Annotated in this window: 11 protein-coding genes; 4 read left to right on the top strand and 7 right to left on the bottom strand. The window is 62.5% G+C overall.

Annotated features, from left to right (window positions below; translation table 11 throughout):
* Nucleotides 1–107: 107 nt before the first annotated feature.
* The 7 genes from VE092_RS21600 to folD form a co-directional block, all read right to left on the bottom strand.
* Nucleotides 108–1175: a GGDEF domain-containing protein gene (locus VE092_RS21600; protein WP_324879979.1), complete on the bottom strand. Its 1068-nt coding sequence runs from the start codon at nucleotides 1173–1175 to the stop codon at nucleotides 108–110.
* 820 nt (nucleotides 1176–1995) lie between these two features.
* Nucleotides 1996–2895 (bottom strand): lipid A hydroxylase LpxO, encoded by a 900-nt coding sequence (gene lpxO / locus VE092_RS21595; RefSeq protein ID WP_324879978.1) that lies wholly within the window; start codon nucleotides 2893–2895, stop codon nucleotides 1996–1998.
* Nucleotides 2896–3241: 346 nt separating this feature from the next.
* The gene (locus VE092_RS21590) at nucleotides 3242–4552 is read right to left on the bottom strand and encodes a D-amino acid dehydrogenase (RefSeq protein ID WP_324879977.1); all 1311 of its coding nucleotides are present in this window, start codon (nucleotides 4550–4552) and stop codon (nucleotides 3242–3244) included.
* Between the two features lie 191 nt (nucleotides 4553–4743).
* On the bottom strand, nucleotides 4744–5181 hold the full coding sequence (locus VE092_RS21585) for a hypothetical protein (protein WP_324879976.1): 438 nt from the start codon (nucleotides 5179–5181) through the stop codon (nucleotides 4744–4746).
* A 16-nt stretch (nucleotides 5182–5197) separates the two neighbouring features.
* The gene (locus VE092_RS21580; protein WP_324879975.1) at nucleotides 5198–5617 is read right to left on the bottom strand and encodes a DNA polymerase III subunit chi; all 420 of its coding nucleotides are present in this window, start codon (nucleotides 5615–5617) and stop codon (nucleotides 5198–5200) included.
* A gap of 121 nt (nucleotides 5618–5738) precedes the next feature.
* Nucleotides 5739–7814, bottom strand: a complete 2076-nt coding sequence (locus VE092_RS21575) for a M3 family metallopeptidase (protein ID WP_324879974.1) — start codon at nucleotides 7812–7814, stop codon at nucleotides 5739–5741.
* 59 nt (nucleotides 7815–7873) lie between these two features.
* On the bottom strand, nucleotides 7874–8719 hold the full coding sequence (gene folD, locus VE092_RS21570; RefSeq protein WP_077237849.1) for a bifunctional methylenetetrahydrofolate dehydrogenase/methenyltetrahydrofolate cyclohydrolase FolD: 846 nt from the start codon (nucleotides 8717–8719) through the stop codon (nucleotides 7874–7876).
* 282 nt (nucleotides 8720–9001) lie between these two features.
* Between folD and gshA the strand changes: the two genes are divergently transcribed.
* From gshA to VE092_RS21550, 4 genes are all read left to right on the top strand, one after another.
* Nucleotides 9002–10597: a glutamate--cysteine ligase gene (gene gshA / locus VE092_RS21565; protein WP_324879973.1), complete on the top strand. Its 1596-nt coding sequence runs from the start codon at nucleotides 9002–9004 to the stop codon at nucleotides 10595–10597.
* Nucleotides 10598–11185: 588 nt separating this feature from the next.
* Nucleotides 11186–13882, top strand: coding sequence for a pyruvate dehydrogenase (acetyl-transferring), homodimeric type (gene aceE / locus VE092_RS21560; protein WP_324879972.1), 2697 nt, complete (start codon nucleotides 11186–11188; stop codon nucleotides 13880–13882).
* Between the two features lie 190 nt (nucleotides 13883–14072).
* Nucleotides 14073–15749 (top strand): dihydrolipoyllysine-residue acetyltransferase, encoded by a 1677-nt coding sequence (aceF, locus tag VE092_RS21555; protein ID WP_324879971.1) that lies wholly within the window; start codon nucleotides 14073–14075, stop codon nucleotides 15747–15749.
* A gap of 41 nt (nucleotides 15750–15790) precedes the next feature.
* On the top strand, nucleotides 15791–16359 hold a 569-nt coding region (locus tag VE092_RS21550; RefSeq protein ID WP_324879970.1), incomplete at its 3' end, for a biotin/lipoyl-containing protein.

The following is a 16359-nucleotide window of genomic DNA, read 5'->3' as shown; positions in this document are numbered from 1 at the left end:
GCCATGCATGAGCTTTCGGCCAGCCTGGCCGGGGCTTGCGGCGGTGGTGCCAGGCAAAAAAAAGACCGCTTGCGCGGCCGGCTGACAAGGTGTTGTCGGGGCAGGAGCTAAAAGAATTCCACCGTATCGTTGGTGGTGATGCCCGAACGCAGCACGCCCGAATTGACCAGTTCCTGGTAATAGCAGATGCGGTTGCGACCACTCTTCTTGGCATGGTAGAGCGCCTGGTCGGCATGGCCCAGGATCACCACCGGCGTCTCGCGCGCGATGTTGACGAAGCCCAGGCTGACCGTGACCTTGCCCACCTGCGGGAAATCGTATTCCTGCACGTTCTGGCGGAAGCGATCGAAGATCTTGCGGGCGTCCGAGAGCGTGGTCGAGCGCAGCAGGATCACGAATTCCTCGCCGCCGAAACGGAAGATGCGGTCATGCGCACGGAACGAGGCGCGCAGGATATTGGCCACCAGGATCAGCACTTCGTCGCCATAAAGATGGCCGTAACGGTCATTGACCTGCTTGAAGTGATCGATGTCCACCACCGCCAGCCAGTGCCCCTTGGGTTCGGCGTTGCTGTCGTGGCGCCGTTCGTCCTTCTCCATCGAGTGGGCCTCGTGCGGCGCGATGGCAAAGGCGTAACGGGTGAACTGCTCGTCGAAGGTCTTGCGGTTGAACAGCCCGGTGAGGGCATCGCGCTCGCTGTAGTCCAGCAGGGCCTGGTAGTTGCAGTAGACGTGGAAGATGCCGTGGATCACATCCATCATGGCCGGCGACAGGGCGTGTTCGCTGCGGATTTCCAGGCAGGAGTTCATCTTGCCGTGCAGCCAGACCGGCAGCCACAGCACATGCATGCCCTCGGGCGTGACTTCCTGGTATTCGTTGAGATGATTGCGGATGCAGGCGGTCATCGCCGGATAGCTCGACAGCGATTCCTTGGGATCGTCGTTGGTATGCTCGGCGATGGTGTGCACGGTGCCGTCGCGGATGACCATCTTTTCCTGCACGTAAAGCTCGTCGCGCATGGTGAAGATGTCCAGCATGCGGATGCTCTGCACGTCGGTGAGCTGGTACAGCGCGGAGATGACCGAGATGGCCAGGCGGGAATGCTCCCGATGGGCCGTGATCTCTACCAGATGCTTGAGCAGCGGTTTTTTCATCTCGTCGTCGATGTCCTGCATGAGCCCATTGTTCTATGTATGGTCGGTACTCGGCTTGCGCTTCGTCCGTCGCGCTCGGCGCGGACGCGCTCACATGCAGTCAACGAGTACGAGGCGGTGGTCGGCAACGGCCGGGATGCGGCGTCTCTCCCCGAGAACGCGGCCCAGCCCAGATGCAAGAATCACGCCATGAAGCTAGCACGGAAGCAAAAGGATTTTACACGTTGGTACGCACAGGGATGAAGCAGTTTCTACATTTCATCACCGAAAAATCACGTTTCATTTCCGCATGGAAATTTAAACTGCATTTGATTTTTACTTACGCTTGAGCTTGCATATGTTTTGACTTCCGCCCTTCCGGGCGTTGCATCCTCCTCCCCGGATAAGCGCACCCGCATTGGGTTTGCGGAAGATGCTCCAACATCCGGACAGGTCGTTAGGGCCTGTTCACATTTAATCTACGAGTGCGAGAGGTCGCCAAGCGTTGACTGCCTAGGCGCAGCGACGCGCCGTAGTGGTGCTACGGCAAGGAGTTGCAACAACGGCAGGCGACGCTTGGCGGCCTCTCCCGGAGGGTTGGCCCCAGAAGGCGCGCTGGCGGCGTTGCACGTCAGGGCTGGTGGCACCACCACCAGCCCTGACGCGCGCCTTGCCACCCCGCCTTCTGGGGCCAACGCATCTCGCAGATTAAATATGAACAGGCCCTAGGTACTCTCGCAGGGTGACAATCGCTCACACCGTTTTGCGAATCGCCGATACAAAAATCGCCGGGCAAGCGTGACCGGCGATTTGTTTTATATCATTTGCACGAAGACCGGGCTTTCCCGTTTCCTGGCAGGCCTCAGGCGTAGATGATGATCAGCGCCACCGCGATGATCAGCCCGAACTTGGTGATCTTGTAGACCGTCTTGTTCCAGTTCTTGAAGCGACGACGGTACTGTCCGGCCAGCCACACGAAACGGAAGAGCTTGTTGACGCGCCCGGTCTGGTCACCCGTTTCGTTGGGCGAGGCGGCAGCCGTCATCATGGTGCGACCGAGGAAGCCGTTGATGGCTTCGGCCCAGCGATAACGCAATGGACGCTCGACATCGCAGAAGAGAATGATACGGTTCGTCTCGGAGCCGTTCTGTGCCCAGTGGATGAAGGTCTCATCGAACACCACGCTCTGGCCATCGCGCCAGCTGTAACGCTGGCCGTCGACCTCGATGAAGCAGCGGTCGTCATTGGGCGTGACCAGGCCCAGGTGGTAACGCAGCGAGCCGGCGAACGGATCGCGGTGCGGATTGAGCGTGCCGCCCGGAGCCAGTTCGGCAAACATCGCGGCCTTCACGCTGGGAATGCGCTTGAGGATTTCCACCGTCCTGGGGCAGAACTTTTCGGCCGACGGGTGGCTGGCGTTGTACCACTTCAGGTAGAAACGCTTCCAGCCGGCCTTGAAGAAGGAGTTGAAGCCGGCATCGTCATTCTTTTCGGCGGCCTTGATCTTGGCCATTTCACGCAGGGCCACGGCCTCGTCGCGGATCACTTCCCAGTTCTGGTCGATGAGGGCCAGGTCCTGGAACTCCTTCACAGCGGGATACGGCACCGCCGGTACGCGCGAAAAGGCGTACATGAAGAGGTTGATCGGCGACATGATCGACGAGTGGTCGAAGAACTGGCGCAGGAAGGGCAGGCGCACCCGTCCACGGAAGTGGATGAACAGGATGGAAAAAATATAGATGAAGACTATTGCCCACTTCATTGCAGGGTCCTTTGATGTTGCCTGCTTTTCCAAGTGAAGGAAAATGCAGTGACGGATGTTCGTCCAGATGGGGTCGATTCGGGAAGGATCAACGGCAAAGGTAGCCGAAAGACGCTAGATGCGCGATGATGAGTTGAAATCCCCGAAACTGCGCGAGCCTCGGCCAAGCCACGGCGACGCAGAGCAAGCGGGGATTCTACACCAAGGGGATGTTCGTATTTGTAAGCGCCTGATCTTGCTTTATATGAATGTTCGCGCTTGGAGGCGCCGCGCTGACCCAGATCAAGCGCCCATGAAAAAAGGACCGGAAATTACGGTCCTTTTTGCAGGAAGGTGCAGCTTCGGGTCAGGCCGCCTGCGTCACCACCTGGCGCGCGCGGTTCCAGCGCGGCAGGCCGGTGAAGGCGAAATCGATTTCCGGCACGTGGCCGGCAACGATCTCGGCGATGGCGCGGCCCGAGCCACAACCCATGGTCCAGCCCAGGGTGCCGTGGCCGGTATTGAGGTACAGGTTGGCGAATTTGGTCTTGCCCACGTACGGCACGTTGGACGGGGTCAGCGGGCGCAGGCCCGTCCAGTAGGTCGGGTTCTCGTAGTCGCAGCCATCGGGGAACAGTTCACGGGTGCGGCGGGTGATGGCTTCGCAACGGGTGGTGTTCAGTTCGCGGGTATAGCCGTTCAGTTCGCAGGTGCCGGCCACGCGCAGGCGGTCGCCCAGGCGCGACACCACCAGCTTGTAGCCGTCGTCGGTGAGCGAGACGGTGGGGGCGGCATCCGGATTGGTGACCTTGTAGGTGGCCGAGTAGCCCTTGCCGGGGTAGAGCAGCAGGTCGATGCCCAGCGGCTTGACCAGCTGCTGCGAGAAGCTGCCCATGGCGACCACGAAGGTATCGGCCGTCAGGACTTCATGGCGGCCATCCGGGTTGATGATCTCCACGCCGGTCACGCGGGCGGCGGCGCCGGCCCCTTCGGTGATCAGGCGGGTGATGGTGGTGGAATAGCGGAACTCGACGCCGGCTTCCTCGCTCTTCTTGGCCAGGCCCGTGGTGAGCTTGAAGACGTCGCCCGATTCATCGGTGGCGGTGAAGTCGCCACCGACGATCTTGTTGCGGATCGAGGCCAGTGCCGGTTCGATGCGAACCACTTCGTCGGCCCCGATGGATTCGCGCGGGCAGCCCAGGTCGCGCATCAGCTTGGCGGCCGGCAGGGAGTCCTGGAATTCCTTTTCTTCAGTGTAGAAGTGAAGGATGCCACGGGTCAGGTGATCGTACTGGATACCGGTCTCGGCGCGCACCGCCTGCAGGGTCTGGCGGCTGTACTCGCACAGGGCGACGATGTTGCGGATGTTCTCGTCGGTACGGGCGGCGGTGCATTCGCGCAGGAAGGCCACGGCCCATTTCCATTGCAGCCATTCGGGGCGGAAGCGATAGAGCAGGGGGGCGTCTTCCTTGCCCAGCCACTTGAGCACCTTCATCGGGGCGGCCGGGTTGGCCCAGGGTTCGGCGTGCGACACCGAGATCTGGCAACCGTTGGCAAAGCTGGTTTCCTGCGCCGCGCCGGGCTGGCGTTCGATGACGGTGACGTCGTAGCCCTGCTTCTTCAGGAACCAGGCGGAAGCGGTTCCGATAATGCCTGCGCCCAATACGATCACTTTCATCCCACTCTCCCGGTTTTGCATGAACTTGCTGGTGTTTTTCGGACTTCACACCGCCATTGGACGATGCGAACAATGCAAGCATTGTAAGAAAAGCGTGATTGCCGATGTAATCAATACTGGCCAGAATTTTTGTGAATCAAAAGCCGAATGTAGATGGTTTATTCAAAATGAAAAGAAAAATCCATACAGATTTACTTTTTTGAAGACGAGAAGCGCGCCATCTCTTCGGCTACGGCGCGTTCCACCGTTTCTGCCAGGGCATCGTGCAGGCCTTCCTTGACGCGCTGCATCACGATATCGGAAAGATGGTCCAGCGCCAGTGCCATCTGGTCCTGCAAGTGTTGGTGCAGCACGGTATCGACGCGCTCCAGCAGGCTTTGCAGGACGTTTTCGCGGATTTCCTGTTCCCACTGGCGGTACTGCTCGGCGGCCGGCGTGACCTGAGGCGGCGGGGCCATCGGCGACATTACGGGCGTTGCAGCCGCGGGCGCCTGATAGTGGGTGGCCGCAGGTTGGGTGTGAAAGGCACCCGGTTGCATCGGCGCGGCGTAATCCTGCGCGGCCGGGGCAGCCGGTGCCAGCGGGATGATCTCGGTGAGGAGAGGGATGCTGTTGTCGTCGTGGTTCATGGCATGGGCAGACGGTTCAGGCCGCCACATGGTGCGACAGCGGATAGCCGCGTTCCTTGTAGAAACGGTAGCGGTCGCGGCCGGCGGCCTTGTCGGCGCCGTCGGCGGAAATGATTTCCAGCAGGCGTTCGAAGCGGGCGAAATGGGCTGGCGTATCGGTGCCGAGGTTGATCAGTATCTGGTGATGCGGCACTTCGGCGGCGTCGTCGCCGGTGAGGATGATGGGCGTCTGTGCTGCCAGCGGATCGCCGGCCATCACGTGCGGCAGGAAATCCTGCTCGGAAAAGCTCCAGAGCGCCTGGTCCAGCTGCTGCAGTTCGGCGCGGTCGGGACTGCGCAGCACCAGCATGGCGCCGGACGCACGCGCCTTGCGCACCAGTCGGCAGACGTAGGCGATCTTTTGCGGGACGTTGCTGTGGAAATCGATTCGGGTCATGGCGCAAGTATAGTGGCTCGCGCTGCAGCATGCCATCCGTGGCGGCGGCCAGGGCAAAGAAAAACGGCCCGCCACCGGGGCGGGCCGTGCTGGCCGTCTTGCGAAGCCGTTCGTCAGCGACTCAGGCCGCCATGCCACTATGCCGCAGCAAGGCATCGATACTGGGCTCGCGGCCACGGAAGGCCTTGAAGGACTCGATGGCCGGGCGGGAGCCGCCGACGGCCAGGATTTCCTGCTGGAAGCGGCGTCCGGTTTCCAGCGAAATCACGTTGCCACCCGTTACGGCGGCTTCTTCGAAGGCGCTGTAGGCGTCGGCAGACAGCACCTCGGCCCACTTGTAGCTGTAGTAACCGGCTGCATAGCCGCCCGCAAAGATGTGCGAGAACGAATGCTGGAAGCGGTTGAACTCGGGCGGGCGGATCACGGCGATGCGGTCGCGCACGCTGTCGAGCAGTTGCTGCACAGTCTGGCTGCCACCGACTTCATATTCATGGTGGATCAGCATGTCGAACAAGGAGAACTCCACCTGGCGCAGCATCTGCAGGCCGGACTGGAAGTTCTTGGCGGCGATCATCTTGTCGTACAGCGCACGGGGCAGCGGTTCGCCGGTCTCGGCGTGGGATGTCAGCTGCTGCAGCACGTCCCATTCCCAGCAGAAGTTTTCCATGAACTGCGAGGGCAGTTCCACCGCGTCCCATTCCACGCCGGAGATGCCGGAGACACCCACTTCATCGACTTGCGTGAGCATGTGATGCAGGCCGTGGCCGAACTCGTGGAACAGGGTGATCACTTCGTCATGGGTGAACAGGGCCGGCTTGGCCACGCCATCGACCACGGCAGGTTCGGTGAAGTTGCAGACCAGATAGGCGATCGGGGTCTGCACGCCTTGTGCGGTGAGACGGCGGGCGCGGGCGTCATCCATCCAGGCGCCGCCACGCTTGCCGGAGCGGGCATACAGGTCGAGGTAGAACTGGCCGACCAGCTGGCCGTCGCGTTCGATGCGGAAGAACTTCACGTCCTTGTGCCAGACCGGGGCCGTATCGGGCTTGATCTGCACCCCGAACAGTTGCTGTGCGACCTGGAACAGGCCGCCCACCACCTTGGGCTCGGGGAAGTATTGCTTCACTTCCTGCTCCGAGAAAGCGTAGCGCTGTTCGCGCAGCTTTTCCGAGGCATAGGTGCTGTCCCAGGCCTTCATCTCCTCCAGGCCCAGTTTTTCGCGGGCGAAGGCCTTCAGTTCTTCGTAATCCTTCTGGCCAAAGGGGCGGGCGCGCTGGCCCAGGTCTTCCAGGAAGGCAATCACTTCCGAGGGCGACTTGGCCATCTTGGCCACCAGCGACACCTCGGCGAAGTTGGCGTAACCCAGCAATTGCGCTTCTTCCTTGCGCAGCTGCAGGATCTGGTCGATGTTGCCGCTGTTGTCCCATTCCGGCTTGGCGCCCAACTCGGAGGCCTTGGTGGCGTTGGCGCGGTAGATCTTCTCGCGCAGGGCGCGGTTGTCGGCGTATTGCAGCACCGGGAAATAGGACGGGAAGTGCAGCGTGAACTTGTAGCCGGGCTTGCCGTCCTTCTCGGCGGCCGCGCGGGCGGCCTGCTTGACGTCGGCCGGCAGGCCGGAGAGTTCGGCTTCGTCCTCGACGAAGAGGCCGAAGTCATTGGTGGCATCCAGCACGTTTTCCGAGAAGCGGGTGGTCAGCATGGCCTGCTTTTCCTGGATCTCGGCGAAGCGTTCCTTCTTCTCTTCCGGCAGTTCGGCGCCGGACAGGCGGAAATCGCGCACCGCATTGTCCACCACCTTGCGGCGTGCGGCCGACAGGGAGGCGAAGGCCGGGCTGGTCTGCAGCGCCTTGTACTTCTCGAACAGCGCCAGGTTCTGGCCCAGGGAGGTCCAGAATTCCACCAGGCGCGGCTGGTTCTCGTTGTAGGTGGCGCGCAGGGCCGGGGTATCCATGACCGAATTCAGGTGGCCCACCACGCTCCAGGCGCGGCCCAGTTTTTCGGTGGCCGACTCCAGCGGTTCGACGAAATTGTCCCAGGTGACCTCGGCCATCGGCGCTTCCAGTTCGGTGACCAGGCGGCTGGCATCGGCCAGCAGCTTGTCCAGGGCCGGGGTGACGTGTTCCGGCTGGATAGCGTCGAACTGGGCGTAGCCCGAGAAGTCGAGCAGGGGATTGGCGGCGATGTCGGTGGTGGTCATGGGTTCTCGTTTCTCTGAAGCCTCCCGCCGGCGTGGCGCCCTCGGGAGGTGATGCGGTTTTAGGTACGTTCTGCGGCTTCGATGGTGTTGACCAGCAACATGGTGATGGTCATCGGACCCACGCCACCCGGCACCGGGGTGATCCAGCCGGCAACTTCGCGGGCATTGGCGAAATCGACGTCGCCGCACAGCTTGCCGTTGTCATCGCGGTTCATGCCGACGTCGATGACGACGGCGCCGGGCTTGACCATGTCGGCGGTGACGATGTTGCGCTTGCCGGTGGCGACCACCAGGATGTCGGCCTGGCGGGTGTGGTGGCCGAGGTCACGGGTCTTGGAATTACAGATAGTGACGGTGGCGCCGGCTTGCAAGAGCAACATGGCCTGCGGCTTGCCGACGATGTTGGAGGCGCCCACCACCACGGCATTGGCCCCGCGGACCGGGTAGTCGATGGATTCCAGCATCTTCATCACACCATAAGGGGTGCAGGGGCGGAACAGCGGCTGGCCCGTCATCAGGAGGCCGGCATTGCTGACGTGGAAACCGTCCACGTCCTTTTCCGGCGCGATGGCTTCGATCACCTTGTGCGAATCGATGTGGGCCGGCAGCGGCAGTTGCACCAGGATGCCGTTGATCTTGGGGTCCTGGTTGAGAGCGTCGATGCGGGCCAGGAGTTCGGCTTCCGTCATCGTGGCTTCATATTTTTCCAGCACGGAGTGAAGGCCATTGTCCTGGCAGGCCTTGACCTTGTTGCGCACGTAGACCTGGGAAGCCGGACTGTCGCCTACCAGGATCACGGCCAGGCCGGGTTGCTTGCCTTGGGCGGTGAGGGCGGCGGCGCGCTTGGCGACATCGGCGCGCAGTTGTTGGGAGAGCAGGTTTCCGTCGATCAGTTGGGCAGACATGGCAATGAGGGCAAAAAAGGCAGGACTAGGAAGAAAGCTCCCGGGCGAGCCGGGGCGACTGGGGCGCGGGGGGCGCCGGAACCCGTGATTATAAAGCCAGGGCGGGGACGGAGCGACATGCGGGCTATCGTGCCAATGTTGCCTCTTTGGAAATGGATTGTGGCGATTCTGAACGACAATGGCATTTGGGGTAGCGTACGACGGGAATTTCCAATTTCGGTTATGCTCCCGCAACCAAACGAAGCCGCTCCCTGGCTTCCCCCCAGTTACAAGGATTTGCGCATGACCGATCTCCTCACCCGCCGCCTGCAACAGCTTTCCCAGCCGCAACATCTTGCGCTGCTGAGTCAGGGCTTGCGCGGTGTGGAGCGGGAGACGCTGCGGGTGGACGAGCAGGGCAATCTGGCCCGCACACCGCATCCGCCGGCGCTGGGTTCGGCCCTCACCAATGATTTGATCACCACCGACTATTCGGAATCGCTGCTGGAGTTCATCACCCCGGCCATGCCCGACATCGCCGATGCGCTGCAGCGACTGGACGAGATCCACCGTTTCGCCTATGCCAAATTGGATGGCGAATACCTGTGGAATGCCTCCATGCCCTGCGTGCTGCCGCCGGAAGACGAAATTCCCATCGGCTGGTATGGCAGTTCCCACATCGGCATGTTGAAGCATGTCTACCGGCGCGGCCTGGCGCTGCGCTATGGCCGCACCATGCAATGCATCGCCGGTATTCACTACAATTTCTCGGTGAGTGAAGACCTGTGGGAGGTGTTGCGCGACGAGGACGACACCGTCGACCCCACGCTGTCGCGCCGGGATTACCAGTCCGAGCGCTATATCGCCCTGATCCGCAACTTCCGCCGCTATAGCTGGCTGCTGATGTATCTGTTCGGTGCCTCGCCGGCGGTGGCCACCAACTTCCTGCGCGGCCGCCCGCACCAGCTGGAGACGCTGTCCGAGGACACGCTGTTCCTGCCCTACGGCACCAGCCTGCGCATGAGCGACCTGGGTTACCAGAACCACGCCCAGGCCAACATCACGCCGCACTACAACAACCTGCCGGCCTACATCCGCAGCCTCTCGGATGCGGTCAGCGAACCGTATCCGCCCTATGAAGCCATCGGCACCAAGCGCGATGGCGAGTGGGTGCAGATCAATACCAATATCCTGCAGATCGAAAACGAGTTCTACTCTTCGATCCGCCCCAAGCGCGTCATCAATAGCGGCGAACGCCCGGTGCAGGCCCTGTCGGCGCGCGGCGTGCAGTACGTGGAAGTGCGCTGCATGGACATCGATCCCTTCAACCCGCTGGGCATCGGCCTGGAGGCAGCGCGCTTCCTGGACGTGTTCCTGCACTTCCTGGCGCTGGAATCGAGCTGCCTGACCTCGGACGAGGAGGGCGTGGAAAACCGCGCCAACTTCCTCGCCACCGTCAAGGAAGGTCGTCGTCCCGGCCTGCACCTGCAGTTCAAGGGCGAATCCATCCTGCTCAAGGACTGGGGCGAGCAACTGCTGGACCGCATGGCACCGGTGGCCGAACTGCTGGACCGCCAACTGGGCGGCAGCCAGCATCGCGACAGCCTGGCCGTGCAGCGCGGCAAGCTGGCCGATCCCGATGCCACCCCGTCGGCCCAGGTGCTGCGTGAAATCCGCGCCTCCGGCAACTCCTTCCCCGGCTTCACCCTGGCCAATAGCCGCCGCCAGGCCGAGCAGCTGCGCGCCCGGCCGCTGTCGGCCGCCAAGACGGCTGACTTCGTGGCCATCGCCCAGGCCTCGCTGGATGCGCAGCGCGACATCGAGCGCACCCAGATCGGCGACTTCGATACCTTCGTCGCGGCCTATCGTGCCAGTACGCTGGGCAATATTGCGATCTGATCGCGTCACCAGGGAGCGCCATCTGTCAGCAGCATTGGTTGGCGCCATCTGCGGCCGGGTCTGAACATCCCTTCATTTATATAGTGCAAGTTCTGTAGCCAGCGTCAGCGGCTGCAGCAAGATCGTCTGCGCCTGTGGACAGCATTGCGGGCCTTGCATTGTCTTCCAGCTATGAAATTTCCTTCACGACAACACCGCCAGACCTGACTCTACGGGTGGTCCAGGGGCGTTTGCGGCATTGCAAACAGGGCAAGAAAACCGCGCTCACAGAGCGATACAGTAAAAATACGCGGTCCGCAAAGCGCCTATTCATGCCGCTTTGCAGCATATTTTCGCATTATGAAATCGATTATCGTAATTTGAAAATCGAAAATTCCCTGATAAAATTCGTCGTCCACACGGCTGGAAGACCGTACATTTAAGCCTGTTCCGCCTCCAAAGCCTTGCCCCGCGGGCGGGGAAGGGTTGTAGCACAGGCAACAGAATGGTCTTCCTGCATCACTTGCCGGCGGCAGCGTACCGAATGAACCGACCGACCCGCCAGGTCTATCCGACCGGACGGATCTCTCAACAACCAGGAGACATGACATGTCAGCCCAAATCGATCAAGTTCTGGCGCAGGCCGCCAACGATCCCGATGTGATGGAAACCCAGGAGTGGCTCGACGCCCTCGAAGCAGTGATCGAAAAGGAAGGCCCGGATCGCGCCCACTACCTGATGGAACGCATGGTCGATCTGGCCCGCCGTCGTGGTGCCCATATTCCCTTCTCCAGCAATACCGCCTACGTCAACACCATTCCGGCCGACCAGGGCGAGCACTGCCCGGGCAACCTGGAATACGAAGAGCGCCTGCGCTCGTGGATGCGCTGGAACGCCATGGCCATGGTGGTCAAGGCAAACCGCGTGGACGGCGACCTGGGTGGTCACCTGTCTTCCTTCGCCTCGCTGGCCAACATGCTGGGCATCGGTTTCAATCACTTCTGGCACGCTCCGACTGAAGATCACGGCGGCGACCTGCTCTACATCCAGGGTCACTCCTCGCCCGGCATCTATGCACGCGCCTTCCTGGAAGGTCGCCTGTCCGAAGACCAGCTGATCCACTTCCGCCGCGAAGCCGATGGTCATGGCCTGTCGTCCTACCCGCACCCCAAGCTGATGCCGGAATTCTGGCAGTTCCCGACCGTCTCCATGGGCCTGGGCCCCTTGATGGCGATCTACCAGGCACGCTTCCTGAAGTACCTGCACGCCCGTGGCATCGCCAAGACCGACAACCGCAAGGTCTGGGCCTTCTGCGGCGACGGTGAAATGGACGAACCGGAATCGATGGGCGCCATCGGCATGGCCGGTCGCGAAAAACTGAACAATCTGGTCATCGTGGTGAACTGCAACCTGCAGCGCCTGGACGGCCCGGTGCGCGGCAACGGCAAGATCATCCAGGAACTGGAGTCCGACTTCCGTGGCGCCGGCTGGAACGTGGTCAAGGTCATCTGGGGCAGCGGCTGGGACGAGCTGCTGGCCAAGGACAAGGACGGCATCCTGCAGAAGGTGATGATGGAAACCGTCGACGGCGAGTACCAGAACTACAAGGCCAAGGACGGCGCCTTCGTGCGCAAGCACTTCTTCGGCAAGCATCCCAAGCTGCTGGAAATGGTCTCCAAGATGTCGGACGACGACATCTGGCGCCTCACCCGTGGCGGTCACGACCCGCACAAGATCTACGCCGCCTTCAAGGTCGCGCAGGACTCCAAGGACCAGCCCACCGTGATCCTGGCCAAGTCCATCAAGGGCTATGGCTTCGGCAAGGCCGGCGAAGCGCGCAACACCGCGCACAACACCAAGAAGCTGGACGACGAAGCCATCCGCGCCATGCGCGACCGCTTCCAGCTGCCGATCTCGGACGCCGAGCTGCCCAGCATCCCGTTCTTCAAGCCGGCCGACGACACCCCGGAAATGCAGTACCTGCACGAGCGCCGCAAGGCCCTGGGCGGCTACCTGCCGCAACGTCGCCCGCACGCTGACGAAAAGCTGCCGGTGCCGGAACTGTCGGCCTTCCAGGCCATGCTGGAGCCGACCGCCGAAGGTCGTGAAATCTCCACCACCGCGGCCTACTCCCGCGTGCTGACCGCGCTGCTGCGCGACCCCAACCTGGGCCCGCGCGTGGTGCCCATCATGGTCGACGAGTCCCGTACCTTCGGTATGGAAGGCCTGTTCCGCCAGATCGGCATCTTCAGCCAGGTCGGTCAGCTGTACGAACCGGTCGACAAGGACCAGGTGATGTACTACCGCGAAGACAAGGCCGGCCAGATCCTGCAGGAAGGCATCAACGAAGCCGGTGGCATGAGCTCGTGGATCGCTGCGGCGACCTCGTACTCGACCAACAACCGCGTGATGATCCCGTTCTACACCTACTACTCCATGTTCGGTCTGCAGCGTATCGGCGACCTGGCATGGGCAGCCGGTGACATGCGCGCCCGTGGCTTCCTGATCGGCGGCACCGCCGGCCGTACCACCCTGAACGGTGAAGGTCTGCAGCACGAAGACGGCCACAGCCACGTGTTCGCCTCGGCCATCCCGAACTGCATCCCCTACGACCCGACCTTCGCCCACGAAGTCGCCGTGATCATCCATGACGGCCTGCGCCGCATGGTGGCCAACCAGGAAGACGTGTTCTACTACATCACCGTGATGAACGAGAACTACGCCCACCCGGGTATCAAGGCAGGCCAGGAAGAGGGCATCTTGAAGGGCCTGTACCTGCTGAACGAAGGCGGCAAGGAAAACAAGCTGCGCGTGCAACTGCTGGGCTCCGGCACCATCCTGCGCGAAGTCATCGCCGCCGCCGAACTGCTGCGCGACGACTGGAAGGTCGACGCCGACGTCTGGTCCGCACCGTCCTTCACCCTCTTGGCCCGCGAAGGCCAGGACGTGGAACGCTGGAACATGCTGCATCCGGCCGACACCGCCAAGAAGAGCTACTTCGAGCAATCGCTGGAAGCTACCGAAGGTCCGATCGTGGTCTCCACCGACTACATGCGCACCTACGCCGAGCAGGTCCGCGCCTTCGTGCCCAAGGGCCGCTCCTACAAGGTGCTGGGCACCGACGGCTACGGCCGCTCGGATACCCGCGCCAAGCTGCGCGAGTTCTTCGAGGTGAACCGCCACTTCGTCACCGTGGCTGCCCTGAAGTCGCTGGCCGATGAAGGCAAGATCAAGCCCGAAGTGGTGGCCCAGGCCATCGCCAAGTACGGCATCGATCCCAACAAGCCCAACCCGGTGACCGTGTAAGGACTGCCCGACCGACCATCCCCGCCTCAGCCTGCTGATCGCGGGGATGTGTCGTGTCCGGCACTGCCACAAAAACGGGAAGGGCCGCAGCCAGATCGCTTAAGATGCAATGGCTTTGCGGCAGCACCTTCCCTACTGCGAATATCCCTCCCGGCCCTGGGCCTGGGAACAGAACAACGGAGCGCATCAGATGAGTCAAGTCGAAGTAAAAGTCCCGGACATCGGCGATTTCAAGGAAGTCGAAGTCATTGAGGTGATGGTCAAGGTCGGCGATACCATCAAGGTCGATCAGTCCCTGATCACCGTCGAATCCGACAAGGCCAGCATGGAAATCCCCTCCACCCAGGCGGGCGTGGTCAAGGAAATCAAGGTCAAGGTCGGCGACAAGGTCGCCGAAGGTTCGTTGCTGCTGATCGTCGAAGGCGAGGGCGCTGCGGCAGCACCGCAAGCCGCCGCCCCGCAAGCCGCCGCCGCTGCGCCGGCTGCCGCCCAGGCCTCTGCCCCCGCACCCGCGCCAGCCGCTGCAGCTCCTGCGGCTGCCGCCGGCGGTGGTACGGTCGAGATCGAAGTCCCCGACATCGGCGACTTCAAGGAAGTGGAAGTCATCGAAGTCATGGTCAAGGTCGGCGATACCGTCAAGGCCGAGCAGTCCCTGCTGACCGTGGAATCCGACAAGGCCAGCATGGAGATTCCCTCCAGCCACGCCGGCGTGATCAAGGAACTGAAGGTCAAGCTGGGTGACAAGGTCGCCAAGGGCAGCATCATCGCCACCATCGAAGCCGTCGGTGGCGCACCTGCCGCTGCCCCTGCGGCTGCACCTGCCCCGGCTGCCGCTGAAGCTGCCCCTGCCGCGCCCGCAGCGTCGGCCCCGGCTGCTGCTGCGCCTGCCGCCGCCGCACCGGCCATCGCCACCGCCTCGGCCACCAGCACCGGCGGCAAGGCCCACGCCTCGCCGTCCGTGCGCAAGTTCGCCCGCGAACTCGGCGTGGACCTCTCGCGCGTGCCGGCCACCGGCCCCAAGGGCCGCATCCTGCAGCTGGACGTGCAGAACTTCGTCAAGGGCGTCATGGCCGGTTCCACCGCGGTCGCCGCCGCCCCTGCCACCAATGGCAGCGGTACCGGCATGAACCTGCTGCCGTGGCCGTCGCTGGACTTCAGCAAGTTCGGCGAGACCGAACTGCTGGCCCTGTCGCGCATCAAGAAGATCAGCGGCCCCAACCTGCATCGCAACTGGGTGATGATCCCGCACGTGACGCAATTCGACGAAGCCGACGTCACCGAGCTGGAAGAATTCCGCAAGACCTCCAACGATGCCTTCGCCAAGTCCAAGTCGCCGGTCAAGCTGACCATGCTGGCCTTCGTGATCAAGGCCAGCGTCTCGGCACTGAAGAAATTCCCGGCCTTCAATTCCTCGCTGGATGCCAAGGGCGAGAACCTGATCCTCAAGAAGTTCTACAACATCGGCTTCGCCGCCGATACCCCGAACGGCCTGGTGGTTCCGGTCATCAAGAATGCCGACCAGAAGAGCATCGGCCAGATCGCCATCGAAATGGGCGAACTGTCCGCGCAAGCCCGTGACGGCAAGTTGAAGCCGGCCGACATGCAAGGCGCGACCTTCACCATCTCCTCGCTGGGTGGCATTGGCGGCACCGCCTTCACGCCCATCATCAATGCGCCGGAAGTGGCGATCCTGGGCCTGTCCAAGTCCATCATCAAGCCGGTATGGGACGGCAAGCAGTTCGCCCCGCGCCTGATGCTGCCGACCTCGCTGTCCTATGACCACCGCGTCATCGACGGCGCCATGGGCGCGCGCTTCTCGGCCTACCTGGCCGAGGTGCTGGGTGACCTGCGCAAGTCGCTGCTGTAAGCGGCCACTAGCGAACCACAGAACATTACGGAGCCAGGACAATGAGTCTCTCTGAAGTCAAGGTCCCCGATATCGGGGATTTCAAGGAAGTCGAAGTCATCGAGGTGATGGTCAAGGTGGGCGACACCATCAAGGTCGATCAGTCCCTGATCACCGTCGAATCCGACAAGGCCAGCATGGAAATCCCGTCTTCCTCGGCCGGCGTGGTCAAGGAAGTCAAGGTCAAGGTCGGTGACAAGGTCGCCGAAGGCTCGCTGCTGCTGCTGGTGGAAGCCAGCGGCGAAGCTGCCGCAGCGCCGGCGCCTGCCGCCGCGCCTGCACCGGCCGCTGCTGCGCCTGCTGCAGCTCCAGCCGCTTCTGCTGCCCCCGCAGCCGCCCCGGCCGCTGCCAGCTTCGGCGGCAGCGCCGACGTGCAGTGCGACGTCATGGTGCTCGGTGGTGGCCCCGGTGGCTACTCGGCCGCCTTCCGTGCCGCCGACCTGGGCCTGAACACGGTCATCGTCGAGCGCGAAGCCACCCTGGGTGGCGTCTGCCTGAACGTCGGTTGCATCCCCTCCAAGGCGCTGCTGCACGTGGCCGCCGTGATCGACGAGACCGCCGCCATGGCCTC

Source organism: Herbaspirillum sp., assembly GCF_035644555.1.
Classification (GTDB): domain Bacteria; phylum Pseudomonadota; class Gammaproteobacteria; order Burkholderiales; family Burkholderiaceae_D; genus Herbaspirillum.
Note: the sequence above shows the minus strand (reverse complement) of the source record. Positions and strands in the feature narration are given on the sequence as shown.